This window comes from Paenibacillus periandrae (assembly GCF_022458865.1).
Lineage (GTDB): Bacteria > Bacillota > Bacilli > Paenibacillales > NBRC-103111 > Paenibacillus_S > Paenibacillus_S periandrae.
Genome location: NZ_JAJNMU010000012.1, coordinates 61,346 through 81,806 on the forward strand (window position 1 = coordinate 61,346; position 20,461 = coordinate 81,806).

The following is a 20,461-nucleotide window of genomic DNA, read 5'->3' on the forward strand; positions in this document are numbered from 1 at the left end:
CGGATAGGAGAAATGTTATGAAGGAGCACGTACAATATTTGTTGTCGCCTGCAAGACAATTGTCTGATGCAGAAAAATGTCTTGTCTGGAAGAAGCCGTTATCTCATAAGGTCAGCGAGGAAGAACAGCGTATTAGTAAAGAAATAAAGCGCAGCTGGAATCGTGGGGAAATGAAAATCGCCAATATTTTGTTAGAGGGCGACGCCGGATCAGGTAAGACACAACTTGCAAAAGCATTATCGGCTAATTTCGGGCTGCCCTATACGAAAGTAACCTGTTTTGCGGATATGGATAAATCGGATATTATTGGCGCTATTTTGCCGGTTATTTCCTCTGAACGATTAGAACGGATGGACCAAGCGGACCAAAGCGTTTTGAAGGCATTGTATGAGAGCGATGGCTTTCAAAGCGCAGCTGAAGTTCTGATCAATGTACTGGGAGTTACACCGGAAGCAGCCGCATTAAAGATGAAACAATTGCTAAATCTGGCCATGGAAAACACCGAGGGCGAAGCAGTTGAGTACCGGTTCTACCCGTCCGAGATCGTCAGAGCTTATCAAAAAGGCTATCTCCTGGAAATTCAGGAACCCAACGTGATTCGCGATGCCGCGGTGTTAATGGCACTAAATTCTGCCTTGGAGCTGGATGGCAGCATCAACCTCCCGACAGAAATCATACGCAGACACCCGGACTTTATAGCGGTTATTACAGCAAATCGCAGTTACGCAGGGTCCAGACCCCTGAACGAAGCACTGCGTGACAGAGTTCAGCATACGGAAAAGATGGACCTGCCAACCAAAGAAGTCATGATTGAACGTGCGAGGGCAAAAACCGATTATAGGAATGAACAGGTTTTGGGCGTTTTTGCAGATACTATTATGATTCTGGACAAAACAGCACGAGCTAATGCGATTAAAGGTGTGGCAGGCATGCGTTCCTATTTCTACTGGGTAGATGCGGTTGCCGAAGGTACTTCCGCAATCGAGTCTCTTTACCATAAAGTCATCTACAAGATCACAACCGATTCCGATGAAATCAAAATACTGGAAGATGCACTTAAAAGCCATCATTTATTTGAGAACTTGAACGCGGCTGAAATCGAAGTAAAAAAAAACGAATTTTTGACACTGCAGAGCTCCGGACAAGTGGAAATATAGATGATGCAGCTTTTGACAGTGATGACATTGAAGAGGAAGCAGGTATTGCACTTAAAAAGTCTCCTGATAGCGACGAGAGCTCATTGGATAGTGATTCCGAAGATGCTGATGATATGGAAAGCTCGGATTTGGGAGAGAACGGCTCCCCCAAGTATCACCAAGCAAATCCTGATCCCATGTCAGAGGATGAGCAGCAAAAGGAACGTGATTTTCGTAAAAAGCTGAATCGAGATGCACGGGAGGTTGTGTCCGAATCGATGCATAAGGGCGTCAAGCTGATTGTCCACCGTCCGGAGTATGTATTGGATAATAAAGAGGAATATGTTGGCCTAAGCAGAGAGCTTATGCCTGTCGTACGAGAAATTGCCAGAACAACGCTTCCGCTGTTGGAGCATGAGATTTCTACTGAATTTGCGAGAAATCATTATTATGGTACGCAATTTAAACCAGAAAACGTTGCATATCGAGATTACAGATATTTTGCCAAAAAACGTCCTCCTACAGATTCCCCTTCACTTGTGGTCGGACTGAGGGTTGACGAATCAGCATCGATGGCTGCTTTTGGGAGATTGGAGGCGGCCAAGCGCGCAGTGATCGCGGTTTATGAATTTTGTCAAATTTGTAATATTCCCATATTGATCTACGGTGATACTGCGGATGTTTCCAGAATGGAGCAAATGTCAATATTTGCATATACCGATTTTAACAAGGCGGAGCCGAATGATCGATTCAGGCTAATGGGGATTCGAGCCAGAAGTAATAATCGAGATGGAATGGCGCTTAGAATTATGGCCGATAGGCTAGTGGATTCACCGCAACAAACCAAACTGTTAATTAGCATAAGCGACGGACAGCCCAAAGCAATGGACGACTATACCGGAGGTTATGCTGCCAAAGACATGCAACAGACAATATCCGAATATGAGCGGAAGGGAGTTGCATTTCTGGCAGCCGCTATCGGCCAAGACAAGGATGTGATTCATCAAATCTATGGGAATGAGAGATTCCTGGATATGACCAACCTAAATGAATTCCCGAGAAAGTTGGTTCGGATTATTTCTCGGTATTTATAACTACGACGGTCATGAATTGACCCCAAAAGGAGAGAAAAAGCATGGACAAGAACAAACGCAAGGAGCTGCAGGAGGAATACAAGCAGATTAAGACCTACCTGGGTATAATCCAAATAACAAACAAGACCAACGGCAAAATATACGTAGATAGCTATCCAAACCTGAAAAACAAATGGCTGGCAATACAGGGCCAGTTGGATATGGGAAGGTTCGCAAATTCCCAATTGCAAAAAGATTGGAAGGAGCTCGGATCCGAAGCATTTTCCTATGAGGTGCTGGAACAGAAAGAAGCTGACGAAATTACCGACAAGCGCTGGGAGCTTCAGCAAATGAAAAAGCTGTGGCTAGAGCAATTGCAGCCCTACGGAGAGAGAGGATATAATAAGCCTTCAGTCAACTAAAATATAATGCTAGAAATAAAACAACCCGTCAATCGCTACAATTGGCGGGTTTTATGATTATGGTTTTTTCTATGTCTGAGTGCTCAGCATCATTAATGAGGCAATCCCATTCTTTCCAAGTCACTGCGGTTCAAATAAGTTGTGCCGTCTTTGACAAGCATTTGGATATTACCTGGGTTGCTAATGGCGATTTTTTCATCGTCTGTGCTGTTGGGTAGATTAAAAATAAAGTTTTGCTTACCATACTCCAGATTAATTTGAGGAGTACCGGGTGAGATGGTTACCTTAATGCCAGGAACTAACGTTAATTCCCGTAAAGCTACCCATTTGGCCGTATCGACGGGCTCGCTTTTGACGGCCGGCTGGTCCAGAGCTATCGTCCTGCTCTCGGTCGTATATTTGACGTTATAGCCTAACAGATCCGCTATGGCACGCACGGGCAAATAGGAAGTCCCATCATAGACCAGGGGAGTCGTGTCCATCTTCTTTTCCTGTCCATTAATTTTAAAAATGAAATTCGCAAATACAGCTGTGACCTCGCCTTGAGTAGCAGCTACTGCAGTGGTAACGGAACCTATCATCATGCCGATTGCTAATCCAAGAATTATCTTTTTCATGATCAAACCTCCATCTGCTGGTATTATTAGGATTATAGCATATTTCAACTGCTGAAGTTTCATCGTTACCGTCAAAAGATGGTATAGGCAAAGATGACCCCTAAAGTAATTTAGGAGTCATCTTATTAGAGCCTGTTGTTGCATGGACAAAAGGTCATTCACACAGTTTATTAACTGCCAAGTCAATGCCTGTTAGTTTATGTAGTAAGAGCCAGTTGGCAGAGCAGTCGATTTGTCGACCACAACAAGACCTACACCATTGAGCACATAAGCAATTCGGGTATCATCGTTAAATATGAATATCCCGGGTACATAAATGCCTCTAATGTTCGTTTCACCTATCGACTGAGAGGTCGAAGCTGTTGGGGTTTTGCTCACATTCGGCGTGTTCAGCAGCGGATCGGTTGTCGCCTCAGCGGCACCTACTACTGTTGGAAGCATCAAAGCTGCGGCAACTACTAACATCGATAATTTTGTTTTAAAAGACTTCATCATCATCACTCCATCTATTTTTTTGTTATGTAACTATATCTTTCTGGAGCATCTTCCCCAGTTGAGTATTATTACCCACGTTGAATTTATTCGAAGCATGTGCTGCGAATTATTTTATAAAAAATTGTAAACAAGACTTTAAAGATTAATATATTATTAATCCTACTAAACCGATTGACATTTAATGATATTGAGTTAAAATAAGAATAACAGATAGACGTTGAGCAAGTGAAAGACTACATGAATGGGGGAAGCCGGTATGAAAATAGTTGCCATTATCGGAGGAAGTCAAACGGATACATTTAAAAAGATAGGTGAGAAGCGTGGGGTCATAGTGGAGCATCATAATGGTAAAACCGGCGGCGGTTCCGTGGAAAGCTATTTCCTGCGTATTATTAATAAAGCTGACGTTATTATTATTTTGAAAGGTGCGATCAAGCATACGTCCATGTGGGCTGTCCGGGAGCTTGCAGAAAAGAAAGGAAAAAAAATCGATTATCATGATGGTTTTGGTGCCACAGGCGCTTTGGAAAAGGCATTGCAAATTGTAGGGTGATAGGGTAAATACGGGTGTGAATCGAGTGTCCTATTAAACATAAAGGCTGGTGACAACAATCAAATACGATGAACATCCGTAAACCCTTTTCCAGATTTAATTGGATGAGGGTTTATTTATAATAAATGAGTCACCTTTGGCGTATCCTAACCAATGAGGTGATCAGGATGAATGAGGGAACAAACAAACCGAATTATGAGCAAATTTATCAGGAGTACAGGCAGCAGGGGGAAATGCAGGCAGCGCAGGAGCAAATAAGTAATCAGTCAGCTGATGGCAAAGAGTCCATCGTGGCTGTACGTAAAAATGCTGATGGTGATATTATTGCGATTCAAACATCAGCTGGACGTGAGCTGGATTATGTGACTGCTGTGAATGAGGCCAAGTCAGGCGCACTTGCACATGTGGATGTATTCCACCGCTACGGCCGTGATATTTTGCGAAGTGAGCCAGATGGTATACAATCCAACAATTTGGATAATCTGCCTACGTTTTAGGGAAGAAATATTGAAGTTCAAATGCTTTAACCCGGAGGGAACCTGTTTACTTCCGGTTCTTTGTGCTGCTCTGGCTGGTGCGGAGTGCGGAGTGCGGAGTAAAAATACCAGTTATCGCACTCGATAAAAATTTCGCAATCCATAAGAAATCCGGAAATAAGATGCATGTTACACTAGGATTGAACTTGCTTATCCATCATGAATAGAACCTAAGCGATTAGCGAAGAGATGATGTTAAGGAGTGAGTCCATGATGAGAGCTCGAAATTTGTCAAAGGAGCGGCTCGGCCGTATGCATGACATTATGGCTGGCTATGTTGAGCGCGGCGAGATATCCGGGATGGTTACATTGATCAGCCGTCGAGAGGACGTATATGTCGATGCAATCGGTAAGCTGGCATTCGGCAGCGATGTATCGATGCAGCGGGATACTCTCTTCCGCATCGCCTCCATGACCAAGCCGATCACCGCAGCAGCGGCCATGATTCTGGTGGAGGAATGCAGGCTTCGGCTGGACGAGCCCGTAGATCAACTGCTGCCTGAACTGGCTGATCGTCAGGTTCTTAAGCGGATCGACAGCCCGCTCGATGACACCGTGCCCGCAAAACGTGCCATTACCCTGCGCGATCTGTTAACCTTTCAGTTGGGAATCGGGGTCGTTATGGCACCGCCCGGCATGTATCCGATTCAGAAGGCGATGGACGAGGCTGGACTTGCTCCTGGCCCGAACCCGCCAGCTCATTCACCAGATGAATGGATGAAACGTCTCGGCAGTCTACCATTGGTTCATCAACCGGGTGAGAACTGGATGTACCACACGGGCTCAGAGATACTCGGTGTGCTGATTGCACGTGCGGCAGACCAGCCGCTGGAGCAATTTTTACGCGAGCGGATCTTTGAACCGCTTGGGCTGAAGGACACCGGATTTAGCGTACCTGCCGACAAGCTGGATAGACTGCCAACGAGCTATATGACTCATCCGGATTCCGGAGCACCCATGGTTCATGATGAGCCTGCTAACAGCCGCTGGAGCAGCAAGCCTGCCTTTCCCTCTGGAGGTGGGGGACTCATATCGACCGTTGACGATTATTTGGCTTTTTGCCAGATGATGCTGAACAAAGGCCAGTACGGTCGCGAGCGCATCCTGTCCAGACCATCCATTGAGCTCATGACTATCGATCATCTGACAGCGGAGATGAAGGCGAACAACCGTATCTTTTTCGGGGACCACAGCGGCTGGGGGTTCGGTATGGCTGTCAGTCTCAAGAGGAGTGATCTGTCCGATACTCCTGGAAGATTCGGTTGGAATGGAGGCACGGGCACATCGGGTTATACCGATCCGAAGGAAGAGATGATCGGGATTGTGATGACCCAGCGTCTGATGGATTCCCCTGCTCCTCCTGGTGTTTTTCTTGATTATTGGACATCGGCTTATCAAGCGATTGATGACTAAAACAGTTAGCAGTAACCGTTCAGCTGCACATTATAAAAATTTCACGACCAAGGAGCTGTTTATTTATGACAACACGATTAGTCCCTTATCTAGTATTGAATGGTAATACGAAGGAAGCTATTCAATTTTATGAGCAAGCCTTGGATGCCAAGCTGCTATTTATGCAATCTTTTGGGGAAATGCCGGAAAACCCTGATTTTCCTATACCGGCAGAGCTCAAAGAACGTGTTGGACATGCCATGTTAAAGGTTGGCGAAACCGACCTTATGCTGTCGGATACATTCCCTGGTCAACCTCATCACCAAGGAAATCAAGTTACGATCTGTGTCGTAAATAATGACAAGAATACATCAAGCAAGATTTATGAAGCCTTAAAGCAAGATGGCCAAGTGATAATGGAGCTGCAAGAAACCCATTTTAGCCCTGCATACGGAAGTGTAGTAGATAAGTTCGGTATCACTTTCCAAATTTTCACTGAAGGTCAATTTTAAAAGTTGCAAAACCAAAATGCAGTGCAGATCAATATCTGTACTGCATTTTTTTTGGAAGCAATCTGTGGTAATATGGTTTAATATTTTCTGTAAGCAGACTCTTATCTGGGATGCTGCTGCCTATGCAACGAAGGAGTGGTAACTTGCATTTATTAGTCAAGGAACGCAGCATGAATCATGAAATTTCGGTATACGAGACTACTCAGCTATATGGAGAGACAGGCAAATTTCGATTTTTACAGTTTTCAGATCATGCTGTGCAAGGGGCAATCGATTTAAATGATCCACAACGTATCGTGCTCGAATACCCAAGGGCTATTATACATATGATGAAGTTTAATCAACCGTTGTTTAATAATGTGTTTGTTATCGGGCATGGAATCGGAACGATCGCAGGTCACTTTTCAGATAAGAGATTTACAGTAGCAGAAATTGACGAAAAGGTCGTGGAGCTAAGCAAGTCGTTTTTTGGATACCTCCCTAATAATGTGTCAGTAGGAGATGGACGTCAGCTTCTTGGGAATGAGGATGACCACACGTTGGATTACATCATACTGGATGCCTTTACCAAAAAGGGGACCCCGTATCACTTAACAACAAGTGGTTTTTTCGAATTGACCGGGCAAAAGCTTACCAGCCAAGGTGCACTCATCATGAATTTAATGGGAAAATCAAGAAATGATCAGCTGATCAATGCTATACATACCACACTTGGAGAAACATTTGCACACTCAAAGGTATTCTCTCTGCCTGCTGACAAGGGGACTGACATCAGAAATATGCTTGTCGTTGGCAGTAATAAAAACATTGAATTCCAAACCCGCGATATGGCAGGTTTTGTTGAAATTGAGCTTAGTCAAGGATATATTATCCATGATCAAGATCCAAAAATAGCGGAATGAGTCGTCTGCGGGAGTGGAGGTATCTGTAACAAGAATGGACAACATTCTGAATTATGGATAATTGACACCAATATGAATAAAGGCGATAATCTTTTTTGAATAGGCGCATCGCCTCTATGAAGTAGGTTTGCATTTAAATTTGTCAGGAGAAGGAGGGTTTACCATCGGAATGAATGGCCGCGAAATTTATGGAAGGCTGGTTACGACAGGCGAGTACGTTTATGTTCAGACAAGTGGCGAACACATTCATCGAATAATTCCTGCTGAGAAGCAAGAGATTGGCAGTAGTGAAGAGGAATTGTGGATTGCCCCGGGGCTGATCGATTTACAAATTAATGGTTTTGCCGGCTATGATTTAAATATGGCTGAAGCTGATTTGGAGCAGCGTGTGGAAGCGATTGGTCTCATGACGAGAGAGGTATTGAAATCCGGTACGACATCTTTTTGTCCCACGGTAATTACGGCCGGATTTGATCAAATTCATAGCAGCATGACAGCCATTCGAATGGCTTGTGAGCGTGATCCTATCATTGACAACTGTATATTGGGCATCCATCTGGAAGGGCCTTATTTATCTGATCAAGATGGACCGCGAGGCGCTCATCCCCTTGAACATGTCAAGGATCCTGACTGGGAGGAATTTTGCGCTTGGCAGGAGGCTGCCGGCGGGCGCATTCGTATAGTAACTTTGGCACCGGAGCGCAGTGGGGCTGTTCCCATGATTAAAAAGCTTGTCCAAGCAGGTATTTTGGTCTGTATCGGACATTGTGCGGCAAACCATGATGAAATTACGGCGGCTGTTGATGCAGGAGCAAGGATGTCGACTCATCTTGGAAATGCTGCTCATTCGCACCTTCCGAGACATCCAAACTATATCTGGTCTCAGTTGGCTGAAGACCGTTTGATACCGAGTATCATTTCCGATGGACATCATTTGCACCCGTCTGTGGTCAAAGTCATGGCGCGAGCAAAAAATAATCATATCGTGCTCGTCAGTGATGCTGTGCATCTAGCTTATATGCAGCCGGGAATTTATAAGACGCATGTAGGGGGAGAAGTCGAATTGCTTCCTTCGGGACGCTTGCAGACTGTGGCTAATCCACTTGTTCTAGCAGGTGCGGCGGTCTCACTGGCGGAATGCGTACAAAATTTTAAGCGGTTTACGCAATCTGATCTACATACCGCTTTCAAGTTAGCTACGTTGATCCCCGCACATCTAATAGGTGAACCGCTCCTTGGTGATGTACAAACAAATGGAATCGCGGATATCCTAACCTTTACCTGGAATGAAGCCGAGGACAAGCTAAACTTGCAGACAGTTATTAAACGTGGAGAAACGATATTTTCAGCTGCGAAGGCATGATGAATGTGTAAAAACATCTTATTGACGAACAACAACATAACAGCTATAATTTCTAATTGAAACGGTTCAAATTTTAATACTGTTTCAATTAGATTTTTTTATATAGGAGGTTGCCTTTTTTATTTAATTCATTTTGTAAACGCTTACGGATTTAAGTTTCTTTTTGGGAAATCATTATGGTTAACCAGGACATACAACAAAGTATAACTGCACTTCGACACACATCACTTCCAATGAAACATATATGTTATGTATTTACTGAATTAAAATTAATTATTGCATTTTTTCAATATTAAATGTTATTATAACTAACATGGATGATTTGATCTAAGAAACATTATTTTTTAAATAAAATTTGAACCGGTTCAAAACATTTGACCGTGTCAATATATTATTATTCAGGAAAAGGAGATGTGATCCAGAGCTGATTTGAGCAGCGTGCACCGTGTTCGGTACCTTAGTTTCATCGTATCTGGAAGTGCCGGAAGTTGGTTACACCAATAACTTAGAGGAGTGGTCGTAGATGGCATCTAAAAAATTAGTTTCTGGTGGTCTCGCAGGCATGTTGGTTTTAACAGCTATGCTGTCGGCGTGTTCTAGCTCTAGTAATACTTCAACTGGAGGAGCTGCTCAGCCTGGCACAAGCGCTGCCGACGGAAAGGCCGTAAGCCTGTCGATCTGGACAGGGTGGCCCGAACTGGACCCATTTTTCAAAAAAATGGCTGAAGACTACAAAAAAACAAAACCGAACGTTTCGATCGAAATCTCTTCATTCCCGCTTCGAGATTACGAAAAGAAAGTAGCAGCGGCTCTGCCATCCAAAAGCGCTGCAGATATTCTTCCATTAAATCCAAATCTGGCGCTTCGCTACATTGAAGGCAAAATGCTGCAAACCACTCCGGATGATCTGGTGAAACAAAATAACTCAGGAATTCATCAAAAATTAATCGTGGATACGACAGTAGTCGGTGGCAAGTCATACGGTGTACCGTCCTTCATGGGCTCCGGTGCCATTTATTATAATAAAGATATGCTGAAGGAAGCGGGTCTTACCGAACCGCCAACCGTGGATAACTTGCTGGATTATGCTCAAAAGCTGGCCAAACGTGACGCTTCCGGGAACCTTGAGCGTGCAGGCATGAGTCTACGGCTTAGCGGTGGGGGCAGCGGTACCGGGGAGAAATTCTGGAATATATTAGCACAGCGCGGAGGCAGTATCGTTAAAGAAGTATCACCTGGCAAATTCAAGGCTGATTATAACACGGAAGCAGGTTATCAGACCTTGAAGCTGTACGTAGATATGGTGCATAAGTTTAAAACAGACGACCCGAAGGTAAAGCACGATACGGAAGCCTTCCAGACAAAAGCGGCAGCATTTTATATTCGTGAATCCAATGTCATTGCGGACACCAAGAAAAAAGCACCTGATTTGAACTATGATGCAGCTCCGTTGAAAGCAAATGTGATCAGCTTGATCAATTATTATGTTTCCAGTACGGATAAAGCCAAAGCAGATGCTGCATGGGATTTTATTCGCTTCGTTACTAAGCCTGAGAATCATAAGCAAATGGTTGCCATGAGTGGCTGGCTGCCACCGCGCGACGATTTGGATCTGAACGATTTGTACAAGGAATACCCGCAATACAAAGCGTTTTTTACAAAACAGGAATTACAGATGTACCCGGCCATTGCCGAGTTTGATGAAATTTTGACCAAGTTTGCAGACCGTATCGCGACCAAAGGCTTCACTGATCCGTCATTTGTGGATAATCCTGATAAGATGAAGGCTTTCCTGAATGAAGCGGCCAAGGAAACGAACGACATTTTGAAAAAAGCAGGCCATCTGGCTGAATAAGTAAATTAACTAAACAGCATACTTACCCGGTTATTCAGGCCGGGTAGGTTGCAGCATGAGGTGAAGATATGCCCGATACAATCAGATTCGCCATTGTGGGTGCAGGAAGTATAGCAAGGCATCATGCCGAATCGATCCGTCGACATCCCGATGCACAATTAGTCGCCATCGCTGATAATAGTCTGGATAGAGCTCGAGCATTGGCAGAAGAGGCGGGCTCGGCCGCTCATTTGTTTACCGATTATGAGGAGCTGCTGAAGCTTGCGGACATTGATGTTGTCTGTGTATGTACGCCGAGCGGAGCACATAGTGAGGTGACTATTGCTGCAGCGCAAGCAGGCAAACACGTTCTTTGCGAGAAACCGCTGGATATTCATGCTGATGGTATGACCGCCATGATTAACGCTTGTCGTGAACATGATGTGAAGCTTGGTTGTGTATTTCAAAGACGCTTAATGCCGGCTATGCTGCATGCTCATAAGGCGATACGAGAAGGCAAGATAGGCAGACCGGTGCTTGGCAATGCGTATTTGAAATATTATCGGAGTCCCGAATATTACAAGAGCGGCGGTTGGCGTGGAACCTGGAAGCTTGACGGGGGCGGGGCTTTGATGAACCAAGGTGTTCACGGTGTGGACCTCATCCAGTACCTGATGGGTGATGTAGAGTCGGTTTTCGCGTATTCCGCAGCGCTGTCAAGGGAAATTGAGGTAGAAGATACAGCTGTCGTGGCATTGAAATATAAAAGTGGTGCGTTCGGCATCATCCAGGGCACAACCTCGGTATATCCGGGCCAGGAAACAAGATTTGAGCTGCACGGAGACCAAGGCACCATTGAGTTCGGAGATGAGGGGATCAAGCAATGGGTTTTTAAGGGGAAGGAAGAACCGGCTCCGCATTATGAAGATACATTGGGCCTGTCGTCGAGCAGTAATCCGTCGCAAATTTCCACAGCCGGTCATTACTTTTACGTTGATGATATGATACAGGCTATCCGGGATAACCGTGAGCCGCATGTAAACGGAGAAGAAGCAAGAAAACCGGTTGATTTGATACTTGCGATATACGAGTCGGCGAGGCTCGGTAAAGAAATCAAGTTATAGCATTTGTTAATGAAGTCTTCTTGTACTCATGAGAATTTCTTAAGGAGCGAATGAAAATGACCCATTTAGCAATAGACGGAGGAACACCTGTCAGAACGAAAGCTTTCCCGGAGTGGCCGATTTTTGACAATCTGGAGGAAAGGCTGCTGCTTGAGGTGCTGCATTCCGGCCAATGGGGAGGAGCCAATCGCAACAAGCTCCCCGAGGCTGAAAAGCTGTTTGCCGAGCTTCATGACGCCAAGCATGCAGTAACGGTTGTGAATGGAACCGTAGCGATTACCGTAGCGCTTCAAGCCGCTGGTGTCGAGCCGGGGGATGAGGTTATCGTGCCTCCATACACATTTTACGCTACAGCTGCAGCACCGCTGATGTTTGGTGCGATTCCGGTATTCGCCGATGTGGAGGAGAACACCTTGCTTATCGATCCTGACAAAGTGGAAGCCTTGATCACTCCAAGGACGAAAGCGATCATTCCGGTGCACATCGGTGGGGCTGTGGCTAACATGACGAAGCTTAAAGCCATCGCAGATAAACACGGTTTGCGAATCCTTGAGGATGCGGCGCAAGCGGCGGGTGCCCGCTATAATGGTGCAGGTGTAGGGACGATTGGCGATTTGGGCACATTCAGCTTCCAGTCCTCCAAGAACATTAATTCCGGTGAAGGCGGAATGATTCTAACCAATAACGAGGAATTGGCAGATAAGGCCTGGTCTTTGATCAACGCGGGACGTATTCGTAAAGGTGAATGGTATCAGCACGAAGTCGTAGGCTGGAATCTGCGCATGACAGAATTTCAAGCGGCTATTCTTATTGGTCAGCTCAGCAGAATGGAGCAGCAAATGGTTGCACGTGAAAAGAATGCGCGCCTGTTGAACGAAATGCTGCGGGATATTGATGGTATTCGTACGCTTGATGCAGATCCGCAAATAACGCGGCACTCCTATCACCTGTATATTTTTAAAATGCATCAGGAGCTGGCCGAGAAGCTCGGTAAACGTGAATTTTGCCAAAAACTCAATGCGGAAGGCATTCCCGTTCATGAAGGTTATGTAGCACTAAACCACAACCGGGCGATTTCCGAGGCCATATACAAATTGACAGGAACGGCTCGTCAAGATTCTTGCCCGATTGCTGAACGTGCGTGTGAGAAAGAAGCGATGTGGCTGGCGCAAAATGTTTTGTTAGGCGATGAACAAGACATGGAAGATATTGCAAAGGCAATCCGAAAGGTCGTACAATCGGTTTAGTTCCTGTGAAGAAATGGAGGTACAAAACCGTATGATATGGAATCGTGTGGGTGTATTAACTGATGAGGTGTCTCCTCATTTGGAGGAAGCGCTCGATTGGATTGTAGATAATCAACTGAAGCATGTGGAAATCAGGTCAGTGGACGGGCGTAATATTATGAATATACCGGACGAGGCATTGGTAAATATACGACATGAAGTAGAACGACGGGGGCTGTTTGTTTCCGCGATAGCCTCCCCTGTATTCAAATGCTCGCTGGACCCGGAGCGCCAGGTTTCAACGGGTGACACGTTTGGTCAGCAGGAAGAAGACATTGAGGAGCATCACCGAAAGCTGCTGCAAGCAATCCGAATAGCCAAACAACTGGGCACAACAAAAATTCGCATTTTTTCATTTTGGCGTGAACAGGACCCCTTGCGTTATGAAGCAGACATTATCCTTCATCTGAAGAGAGCGGCAGCAATAGCCGAGCAGGAGAACGTGACCTTGCTTCTGGAGAATGAGCCTTCTTGCAACGGCGGATATGCCGAGGAGGTAGGCCGCCTTGTACGTGGAGTGAACTCCCGTGCACTTCAAGTGCTTTGGGACCCGGGCAATGAGGCGTATGGAGGGAAGTCCGCTTATCCTGAAGGTTATGAGTATATTAAAGATGTATCAGGGCACGTTCATTTGAAGGATGCTCTAGTGGAGCAGGGTGGTACGCCTCGCTGTGTACCGATAGGAAACGGACGGGTTCCGTTTGCAGAACAAATTATCGCGTTGGAAAAAGACGGTTATAAGGGCCTGTACACCATTGAAACTCATTACATTCCTGACGGCGGTACGCCCGCGGACGGGACGATGCTCACACTTCAGGGTTTACGCAAAGTGCTTTCGTCTTTGGAGGCACAACTATGAACGTAACGATCGCCGATATAGCGAAGGCTACAGGGTTAGCCAAAAGCACGATCTCCGGAGCCTTGAACAACAAGAGCGGGTTCTCCGAAAAAACACGCCGTAGGGTACTGGCTGCAGCAGAAGAGCTTGGCTATGTTCCTAATGAAATTGCCAGAGGGTTATCGTCCAAATCGACAGGGTCCATTGGATTGATTATTAAAGATATAACGAACCCCTTCTATAATCATATAACCAAGGGCGTTCAAGAGATTGCAGGCGAGCATGGTTACACGGTATTTTTGTGCAGCAGTGGTGAGGAGCATCAAGCGGAAATCAAACATATTCAAGCGATGGTCCGCAAAAGAGTGGATGGTTTGATCATTGCACCGCTGTTGGAGGAAGTTACCTTCGATCATTTTTTTGAACTCAAAGACCAAAACGTACCTTTTGTACTGCTTGGCAAAATTCAGGGGTTGTCCTGCGATACGTATGACTTTGATGATTATGATGGAGGGCGTCAGGTGACGGAGCACCTGCTTTCCATGGGACATACCCGAATTTGTTTTGTACGTGGCCCCAAAACCTCAAAAGCCGCCAAATTACGTTATTCCGCGTTTACTGATACCTTAAAAAGCCATGGTATCGAAGCGGATGAAAGGTATGTGTTTCAAAACGCTAACGGTATAGCGGATGGCATGGCGGTCGGCAAGCAGATTGCGGCTATGCCGGATCGGCCTACGGCAGTTATATGCTTTGATGATGTGATTGCCATCGGATTGATCAAAGCGGTCATGGAGGCTGGTATGCAAGTACCGGAGGATCTCTCGATCATCGGCTTCGATGATATCGAAGTGAACACCTTCCCTCTGACGACCGTATCGATACCTACCTATGAGGCAGGTAAAGCCTTGGCATGGACCTTGTTCGATCGCATCCTGCAGAGGCGCACTTCCGGGTTTCAACATATTACATTCGAGCAAAAGCTCATTGAAAGAGCGTCGGTCAGACAGTTGCATAATAAATAGAATAGGAAGTGTAGGAATGGAAGCAACGACCATGAATCAACTAACTGTACTGCGTTATACATCACGTTTAGATATGGGTAAAGCAGTAGCATCGGATGTTGCAGCAAAAATGAAAGAGCTGCTGGAACAGAAATCGAGTATTGCTGTCGTGTTCGCCTCTGCGCCATCGCAAAATGAGTTCCTTGACGCTCTTCACGAGGACGAAAGCATCCCGTGGGAGCGGGTAGTCTGCTTTCATCTGGATGAATATGTGGGTTTACCCGCCGATGCGCCACAAAGCTTCTCTTTGTTTCTAAAGGAAAAGCTGTTCAATTCCCGCAAGCCCAAACAATTTAATGCCATTAATGGTTTAAATGATCCAAAAGACGAATGCATAAGATATTCAGAATTGCTGTCCTCCCATTCCATAGATATCGCCTGCATAGGAATCGGCGAAAACGGGCATATCGCATTTAACGATCCTCATGTTGCTGATTTCAATGATCCGTTAAGAGTCAAATCCGTAATGCTGGACGAAACCAGCAGGGTGCAGCAGGTCAACGATGGCTGCTTTGACGCTCTGGACAATGTACCGGTTGAAGCAATTACGCTGACCATACCGACGATTCTATCTGCATCCTCGATCTTTTGCACAGTTCCCGGTGAACGCAAAAGCAAGGCCGTTCAGGAAACGTTGTATGGACCGGTTGACATACGCTACCCCGCAACAGCGCTGCGTAAGGCTGCATCCTGCCGTATTTATCTGGACGAGGAGAGCGCTTCATTATTGTAAGCCTGCTTGAGGTTTCACCGGAAAGGAAAGGGAAAGGGGATGGCAGGAATGCAACCACACGTGAAAAAGAAATTTCGACTCAATTCCAGCCACTGGTTTTGTATCATTGGGCTGGCGCCGATCATCGCCTTGTATGCCTATCTACGATTTATCCCGATTGTGAAAACCATGTACATCAGTTTATTTGAATGGGACCTTATTTCCGCGAATAAGCCATTCGTTGGTTTGGATAATTTTGTAACCTTAATCCAAAGTGAACCGTTTCTGATGGCTCTTAAAAATACGACGATCATTGCTTTCGGTATCCTCATATTCGCGGTTCCGGGCTCGCTGATTATTGCGAGTATGCTACATAAAGGGGTTCGCTTCAAAGCATGGTATGAAGCGCTTTATTTCCTGCCTGTGATCACGCCGATGGTTCCGGTGGCGGTTACCTGGAAATGGATGCTGGATTCCCAGCACGGCTTGTTCAATTACTTTCTTTCCTTCTTCGGTGTGCCCCCACAGGCGTGGCTGTTTGATCCCGTTCTGGCTGTAGTTTCTGTCATTATGATGACCGTGTGGAAAACAATAGGGTATAACATGATCATTTTCCTTGTCGGGATGACCGGCATTTCCAAGGAATATTACGAAGCGGCTGCCCTTGATGGGGCGACAGGAGTAAAGGGGTTCCGTTATATCACACTCCCGCTCCTGAAGCCGATTACGGTGTTTGTATCGATTATTACTTTAATCCACGGTTATAACGTGTTCAGCCAAATTTACATCCTGGCTTCTGACATTCAAGGTTCACCTGGTTATGTCGTTCGTGTGCTGGTCTATGACATGATCGAAAATGCATTCCGCTACTATAAAATGGGTTATGCTTCAGCGGAAGCGGTTGTGCTGTTCCTGATTGTGCTTGTCCTGACATTGGCTCAGCTATGGCTCGCCAAGGATAATACAACTTCACGGAAGGGGGCAAAACGATGAAACGCAGAAATCAGATCATGACTGCCTTGATGATGCTATTTCTCACTCTGGGAGCGCTCATTATGGTTATTCCTTTCCTTTGGATGATATCTACAGCGTTCAAAACACCTCCAGAATTGACCATATGGCCACCGTCTTTCATACCGCACCAGTTTAATTTCGATAATTTTGCCGCGGTATTCGATATGGCTCCCTTCCATCTGTACTTCTATAACAGCTTGCGAATGGCCGTCTTTTCCGCAGTTGCAATTGTGTTCACATCCGTTATAGCCGGATTTATATTTGCGAAGTTCAAGTATTTTGGTTTGACCTTTATCTTTTCAATTTTTTTGGCCACTGCAATCATTCCTTTTGAAATTTACATGATTCCTCTCTATATGCAAATCCAGAAATTGGATATGCTTAATAAATTTAGCGGGTTGGTATTGCCCTATCTGGTAATGAGCTTCGGTATCTTCTTCATGCGACAAAATGTCATCCAGCAAATTCCCGATGAAATTCTGGAATCTGCGAAGGTGGACGGAGCGAATGAATGGCGCACTTTTTTTCAAATAGTGATGCCTTTGCTGGTCGCACCGATGAGTGCTTTAGGAATTTTTGCTTTTATCGAAGCTTGGAATGCGTTCGTATGGCCGCTGCTCGTCGTTGGCGACAAGTCGCTATTCACAATGGAATTGGGTTTGGCTATGTTCCAATCGTCCTTCTCAATTGACATGACAGTGATGTCAGCGGGCTCGCTCATTTCGGTGATTCCTATTTTAATCGTATTCATTTTCCTCCGTCGACACATTATTCAAAGCATAAGTATGACTGGCGGGAAATAAAGGCCAAACCTATTCACGGGGGTGAATCATGAAACATTTATTATCGTTTTATCAAGAGCATGCCGAGCAGGTTCTATTGCCCTTTTGGCTGAAGGCGATCGACCTTGAGCGAGGCGGTGTCTACACATGCTTTAATAATGAAGGAACAGAATTGGTGAGCACCGATAAGTATACATGGTCTCAGGGTCGCTTTATTTGGATCCTGGCTCAGACGGCATCGATGATTGATAACAAGCTGCTCACTGGTGACGCTGAATTTTGCATGCGTAATGCTCGTAAAAACGTTGACTTTCTAAAGAATCACGTTTTTCTTGATAATGGCAACTGTGCCTATGTATTGACGGAAGATGGCGGGAAGAAGGAAGCAATTCCTGGGTTAGGATATGACATCAGCTTTTATGCAGATTGTTTTGTCGTGCTTGGGTTTGCCAAATTCGCTCACGGTTCCAGAGATGCCGAGGTGCTGCAGGATGCATTACAATTGTATCGCCGTATTGTAGAGCGGCTTGCACAAGGGAATGTGAGAAGCGAGCCTTATCCGGTGCCTGTTGGGTATGAGGCGCACTCTGTCCCGATGATCATGTTGAACGTCGCCCAGGAGCTTGCAGATGCACTTGATTCGTTCTCTCACCCAGAAGCACAAGCGGTTCGGGATGAGGCTGAATCTTATATGAACACGATCATGGATCGTTTCTATACAGGCAGCGGAATCATTCGAGAAATGCTCCCAATGGATGTGGGGGAGACAGACACACTGCTCACCCGGCACGTGACACCAGGGCATTCCTTGGAATCGATGTGGTTTGTTATGAATGAAGCGTTAAAGATTGGTAATCAACAGCGGGTGGATCAAGCAGCTGCCGTTATTGAACAGGCTTTTGAATTGGGCTGGGACCCCGAGTATGGAGGGCTGCTGCGCTACGTTGACCGAGAAGGCGGCGAAGTGCGTGGACGCAGGACCGGCGGCAGATACGAGCAATTAGTAGGTGATACCTGGGATATGAAAATATGGTGGCCGCATTCGGAGGCGTTGTATGCGCTGCTGCTCGCATACAAGCAGACCGGAGAGCCGCATTTTTACGCCAAATATGAACAGATGCATGATTATGTATTCCGAACCTTCCCCCACCCAGATGCCGGGATTGGCGAGTGGATCCAAATCCGAGATCGGAGCGGTCAACCGGTTCAGAAAACGGTAGCTTTGCCGGTCAAAGACCCTTATCATATTTTACGGAATGTATTGCTAACGATTGAACTGCTTGCTGAGCAATAATTGCATGCTGTATGGGGAGGAGACATCATTGTCTAACAGAAAAGAGGGAAGCTGTGATATAGCGGGTCAAGAGAAGCATAACGAAGAACTGATGCTTGGCTGCGCCAAAGTGGATATCACTCCGCAGAAGCCGCTGGCTCTGGCTGGATTTGCACATAGGCAAGGTAATTATGAATCCGTCATCAAGCCTTTGAACGCCAGAATATTGTATTTCCAGCAGGGGCAGACGGGAAAGGCGCTGATCGTATCGGCCGATCTGCTTTGGTGGGGATCAGAGCGAATGGAAGGAATCAGGGTCAAGCTTCGGGAACGCTTTGGATTACTGGAATCACAAATCATGTTCCACGCCACACATAATCATTCGGGACCACAAGCCAGTGTGATGTATACCCCTTCCCTCGGCAAGCCGGATATCGAATATATCCGCTATCTGGAGGATGGTATTCTGGATGGTGTGGATCAAGCAGTGCTGGAATTGGAGACGGTGACGGTCGAACGGGGGATAGGACGGTGCGACTTATCCGTTCACCGCCGTAAAATGGTAGATGGAACGATCCGCATGGCTCCTAACTTTGAGGGACCTGTTGATCCGGATGTGAACGTTATTCGTTTGTCTGCTTCGGGGGGAAGGACCAAGGGGATTCTGGTACATTATGCATGTCATCCAACGACAACTGGAGAAAATGTGATTTCATCCGAATTTCCAGGAGTTGCGATGGAGCTGATTGAAGAAAAGCTGGGCAGCGGAGCCATATCGGCGTATTTGCAAGGCTTCTGCGCTGATGTCCGCCCTGCGCTTGTGCGGGACGGTGAATTTTATCGGGGTGGTGACGAGGAAGTATGCAGGATAGGGAGAGCATTGGCAGACGAGGTGCTCGCTATTGTGCAGCAGCCGATGAAGAGACTGGAAGCAGGGATATTGGCTTCGAGGTCGATCAAGGTGCAGCTCCCCTTACAAGCTCCACCTGTTCTGGATGATCTGCTGAATTGGGCAGGGGTGTCTGCAGCTGAATTGGCGGCAGTTCATCAACAAGCTTTTTCTAATCCGTCAGTTGATGGGGGAAATGAGGATGCGAACCGTTCCACAGCCGATGCTAATCCCATCAAACAGTTAATGCCAGATGCAAAAATCGTGGAAAAGTGGAGTCAACTGCTGTTAATGGATCAGCGCTATCAGCAACGTTATGTAGAGCTGGAGCTTGCGTATTTACAATTGGCTGAAGGGCTTGTATTACTGACAAGCAATGCGGAGCTGGTTGGGGCGTATAGCCGCTTCATCAAAGCCTCCTTCGGAGATACGGTGCTTCCCGTAGGCTACACTAATGGAATGATCGGGTACGTACCCACAGCTGCTCAATTATCCGAGGGCGGTTATGAGGCCGTTGATTATATTTATTATTTCGGTTTACCTGCACCGCTTGCATTTGAATCGGAGGCTATTATACACAGCAGTATAATCAAATTGGTTGTTCATTAATAAAAAGCAGCTCACAATACATAAATAGTGGGGTG

General features: G+C 46.0%; 21 protein-coding genes. 19 read left to right on the forward strand and 2 right to left on the reverse strand.

Annotation, left to right across the window (positions count from 1 at the left end; translation table 11 throughout):
- The first annotated feature begins 17 nt into the window (after positions 1-17).
- The 3 genes from LRL21_RS20730 (at position 18) to LRL21_RS20740 (ending at position 2,631) form a co-directional block, all read left to right on the forward strand.
- Positions 18-1,157: an AAA family ATPase gene (locus LRL21_RS20730; protein WP_240417696.1), complete on the forward strand. Its 1,140-nt coding sequence runs from the start codon at positions 18-20 to the stop codon at positions 1,155-1,157.
- An 83-nt stretch (positions 1,158-1,240) separates the two neighbouring features.
- On the forward strand, positions 1,241-2,230 hold the full coding sequence (locus LRL21_RS20735) for a vWA domain-containing protein (RefSeq protein ID WP_240417697.1): 990 nt from the start codon (positions 1,241-1,243) through the stop codon (positions 2,228-2,230).
- A 41-nt stretch (positions 2,231-2,271) separates the two neighbouring features.
- A complete protein-coding gene (locus LRL21_RS20740) occupies positions 2,272-2,631 on the forward strand; it encodes a GIY-YIG nuclease family protein (protein WP_240417698.1) in 360 nt (119 codons plus the stop codon).
- 92 nt (positions 2,632-2,723) lie between these two features.
- On the opposite strand, the gene LRL21_RS20745 is transcribed toward LRL21_RS20740, so the two are convergent.
- Positions 2,724-3,248, reverse strand: a complete 525-nt coding sequence (locus tag LRL21_RS20745) for a stalk domain-containing protein (RefSeq protein ID WP_240417699.1) — start codon at positions 3,246-3,248, stop codon at positions 2,724-2,726.
- Between the two features lie 192 nt (positions 3,249-3,440).
- The gene (locus tag LRL21_RS20750) at positions 3,441-3,746 is read right to left on the reverse strand and encodes a hypothetical protein (protein ID WP_240417700.1); all 306 of its coding nucleotides are present in this window, start codon (positions 3,744-3,746) and stop codon (positions 3,441-3,443) included.
- A 253-nt stretch (positions 3,747-3,999) separates the two neighbouring features.
- On the opposite strand from LRL21_RS20750, the gene LRL21_RS20755 reads away from it, so the two are divergent.
- The 16 genes from LRL21_RS20755 (at position 4,000) to LRL21_RS20830 (ending at position 20,426) form a co-directional block, all read left to right on the forward strand.
- Positions 4,000-4,296: a DUF2325 domain-containing protein gene (locus tag LRL21_RS20755; protein ID WP_240417701.1), complete on the forward strand. Its 297-nt coding sequence runs from the start codon at positions 4,000-4,002 to the stop codon at positions 4,294-4,296.
- Between the two features lie 167 nt (positions 4,297-4,463).
- The gene (locus LRL21_RS20760) at positions 4,464-4,793 is read left to right on the forward strand and encodes a DUF3892 domain-containing protein (protein WP_240417702.1); all 330 of its coding nucleotides are present in this window, start codon (positions 4,464-4,466) and stop codon (positions 4,791-4,793) included.
- 249 nt (positions 4,794-5,042) lie between these two features.
- Complete coding sequence (locus LRL21_RS20765) at positions 5,043-6,245, forward strand: serine hydrolase domain-containing protein (RefSeq protein ID WP_240417703.1); 1,203 nt, start codon at positions 5,043-5,045, stop codon at positions 6,243-6,245.
- Positions 6,246-6,310: 65 nt separating this feature from the next.
- Positions 6,311-6,736: a VOC family protein gene (locus tag LRL21_RS20770; protein ID WP_240417704.1), complete on the forward strand. Its 426-nt coding sequence runs from the start codon at positions 6,311-6,313 to the stop codon at positions 6,734-6,736.
- 122 nt (positions 6,737-6,858) lie between these two features.
- Entirely contained in the window at positions 6,859-7,638 is a 780-nt protein-coding gene (locus LRL21_RS20775; RefSeq protein WP_240417705.1) for a spermidine synthase, read from the forward strand.
- Between the two features lie 169 nt (positions 7,639-7,807).
- Positions 7,808-9,001 carry an N-acetylglucosamine-6-phosphate deacetylase gene (locus tag LRL21_RS20780; RefSeq protein ID WP_240417706.1) on the forward strand — a complete coding sequence of 398 codons (1,194 nt, stop codon included), beginning with the start codon at positions 7,808-7,810 and terminating at the stop codon, positions 8,999-9,001.
- Between the two features lie 523 nt (positions 9,002-9,524).
- Positions 9,525-10,856 (forward strand): extracellular solute-binding protein, encoded by a 1,332-nt coding sequence (locus LRL21_RS20785; protein ID WP_240417707.1) that lies wholly within the window; start codon positions 9,525-9,527, stop codon positions 10,854-10,856.
- A 68-nt stretch (positions 10,857-10,924) separates the two neighbouring features.
- A complete protein-coding gene (locus LRL21_RS20790; protein WP_240417708.1) occupies positions 10,925-11,959 on the forward strand; it encodes a Gfo/Idh/MocA family protein in 1,035 nt (344 codons plus the stop codon).
- Between the two features lie 56 nt (positions 11,960-12,015).
- Positions 12,016-13,206 carry a DegT/DnrJ/EryC1/StrS family aminotransferase gene (locus LRL21_RS20795; protein ID WP_240417709.1) on the forward strand — a complete coding sequence of 397 codons (1,191 nt, stop codon included), beginning with the start codon at positions 12,016-12,018 and terminating at the stop codon, positions 13,204-13,206.
- Between the two features lie 31 nt (positions 13,207-13,237).
- Entirely contained in the window at positions 13,238-14,104 is an 867-nt protein-coding gene (locus LRL21_RS20800; RefSeq protein WP_240417710.1) for a sugar phosphate isomerase/epimerase family protein, read from the forward strand.
- The gene (locus tag LRL21_RS20805) at positions 14,101-15,108 is read left to right on the forward strand and encodes a LacI family DNA-binding transcriptional regulator (protein ID WP_240417711.1); all 1,008 of its coding nucleotides are present in this window, start codon (positions 14,101-14,103) and stop codon (positions 15,106-15,108) included. Before LRL21_RS20800 ends, LRL21_RS20805 begins: the two co-directional genes overlap by 4 nt.
- A gap of 16 nt (positions 15,109-15,124) precedes the next feature.
- Positions 15,125-15,880: a glucosamine-6-phosphate deaminase gene (locus LRL21_RS20810; protein WP_240417712.1), complete on the forward strand. Its 756-nt coding sequence runs from the start codon at positions 15,125-15,127 to the stop codon at positions 15,878-15,880.
- 60 nt (positions 15,881-15,940) lie between these two features.
- Positions 15,941-16,852 (forward strand): carbohydrate ABC transporter permease, encoded by a 912-nt coding sequence (locus tag LRL21_RS20815; protein WP_240417713.1) that lies wholly within the window; start codon positions 15,941-15,943, stop codon positions 16,850-16,852.
- The gene (locus LRL21_RS20820; RefSeq protein ID WP_240417714.1) at positions 16,849-17,676 is read left to right on the forward strand and encodes a carbohydrate ABC transporter permease; all 828 of its coding nucleotides are present in this window, start codon (positions 16,849-16,851) and stop codon (positions 17,674-17,676) included. Before LRL21_RS20815 ends, LRL21_RS20820 begins: the two co-directional genes overlap by 4 nt.
- A gap of 28 nt (positions 17,677-17,704) precedes the next feature.
- A complete protein-coding gene (locus LRL21_RS20825) occupies positions 17,705-18,949 on the forward strand; it encodes an AGE family epimerase/isomerase (RefSeq protein ID WP_240417715.1) in 1,245 nt (414 codons plus the stop codon).
- Positions 18,950-18,977: 28 nt separating this feature from the next.
- On the forward strand, positions 18,978-20,426 hold the full coding sequence (locus LRL21_RS20830) for a neutral/alkaline non-lysosomal ceramidase N-terminal domain-containing protein (protein ID WP_240417716.1): 1,449 nt from the start codon (positions 18,978-18,980) through the stop codon (positions 20,424-20,426).
- Positions 20,427-20,461 lie beyond the last annotated feature (35 nt).

What these genes read in the sequence shown, in the direction of transcription:
- LRL21_RS20810 (WP_240417712.1), top strand. Translation starts at nt 15,125, where the DNA reads ATGGAAGCAACGACCATGAATCAACTAACTGTACTGCGTTATACATCA.
- LRL21_RS20745 (WP_240417699.1), bottom strand. Translation starts at nt 3,248, where the DNA reads ATGAAAAAGATAATTCTTGGATTAGCAATCGGCATGATGATAGGTTCC.
- LRL21_RS20760 (WP_240417702.1), top strand. Translation starts at nt 4,464, where the DNA reads ATGAATGAGGGAACAAACAAACCGAATTATGAGCAAATTTATCAGGAG.
- LRL21_RS20785 (WP_240417707.1), top strand. Translation starts at nt 9,525, where the DNA reads ATGGCATCTAAAAAATTAGTTTCTGGTGGTCTCGCAGGCATGTTGGTT.
- LRL21_RS20820 (WP_240417714.1), top strand. Translation starts at nt 16,849, where the DNA reads ATGAAACGCAGAAATCAGATCATGACTGCCTTGATGATGCTATTTCTC.
- LRL21_RS20730 (WP_240417696.1), top strand. Translation starts at nt 18, where the DNA reads ATGAAGGAGCACGTACAATATTTGTTGTCGCCTGCAAGACAATTGTCT.
- LRL21_RS20775 (WP_240417705.1), top strand. Translation starts at nt 6,859, where the DNA reads ATGCAACGAAGGAGTGGTAACTTGCATTTATTAGTCAAGGAACGCAGC.
- LRL21_RS20795 (WP_240417709.1), top strand. Translation starts at nt 12,016, where the DNA reads ATGACCCATTTAGCAATAGACGGAGGAACACCTGTCAGAACGAAAGCT.
- LRL21_RS20825 (WP_240417715.1), top strand. Translation starts at nt 17,705, where the DNA reads ATGAAACATTTATTATCGTTTTATCAAGAGCATGCCGAGCAGGTTCTA.
- LRL21_RS20740 (WP_240417698.1), top strand. Translation starts at nt 2,272, where the DNA reads ATGGACAAGAACAAACGCAAGGAGCTGCAGGAGGAATACAAGCAGATT.
- LRL21_RS20755 (WP_240417701.1), top strand. Translation starts at nt 4,000, where the DNA reads ATGAAAATAGTTGCCATTATCGGAGGAAGTCAAACGGATACATTTAAA.
- LRL21_RS20805 (WP_240417711.1), top strand. Translation starts at nt 14,101, where the DNA reads ATGAACGTAACGATCGCCGATATAGCGAAGGCTACAGGGTTAGCCAAA.
- LRL21_RS20770 (WP_240417704.1), top strand. Translation starts at nt 6,311, where the DNA reads ATGACAACACGATTAGTCCCTTATCTAGTATTGAATGGTAATACGAAG.
- LRL21_RS20780 (WP_240417706.1), top strand. Translation starts at nt 7,808, where the DNA reads ATGAATGGCCGCGAAATTTATGGAAGGCTGGTTACGACAGGCGAGTAC.
- LRL21_RS20765 (WP_240417703.1), top strand. Translation starts at nt 5,043, where the DNA reads ATGATGAGAGCTCGAAATTTGTCAAAGGAGCGGCTCGGCCGTATGCAT.
- LRL21_RS20800 (WP_240417710.1), top strand. Translation starts at nt 13,238, where the DNA reads ATGATATGGAATCGTGTGGGTGTATTAACTGATGAGGTGTCTCCTCAT.
- LRL21_RS20790 (WP_240417708.1), top strand. Translation starts at nt 10,925, where the DNA reads ATGCCCGATACAATCAGATTCGCCATTGTGGGTGCAGGAAGTATAGCA.
- LRL21_RS20750 (WP_240417700.1), bottom strand. Translation starts at nt 3,746, where the DNA reads ATGATGATGAAGTCTTTTAAAACAAAATTATCGATGTTAGTAGTTGCC.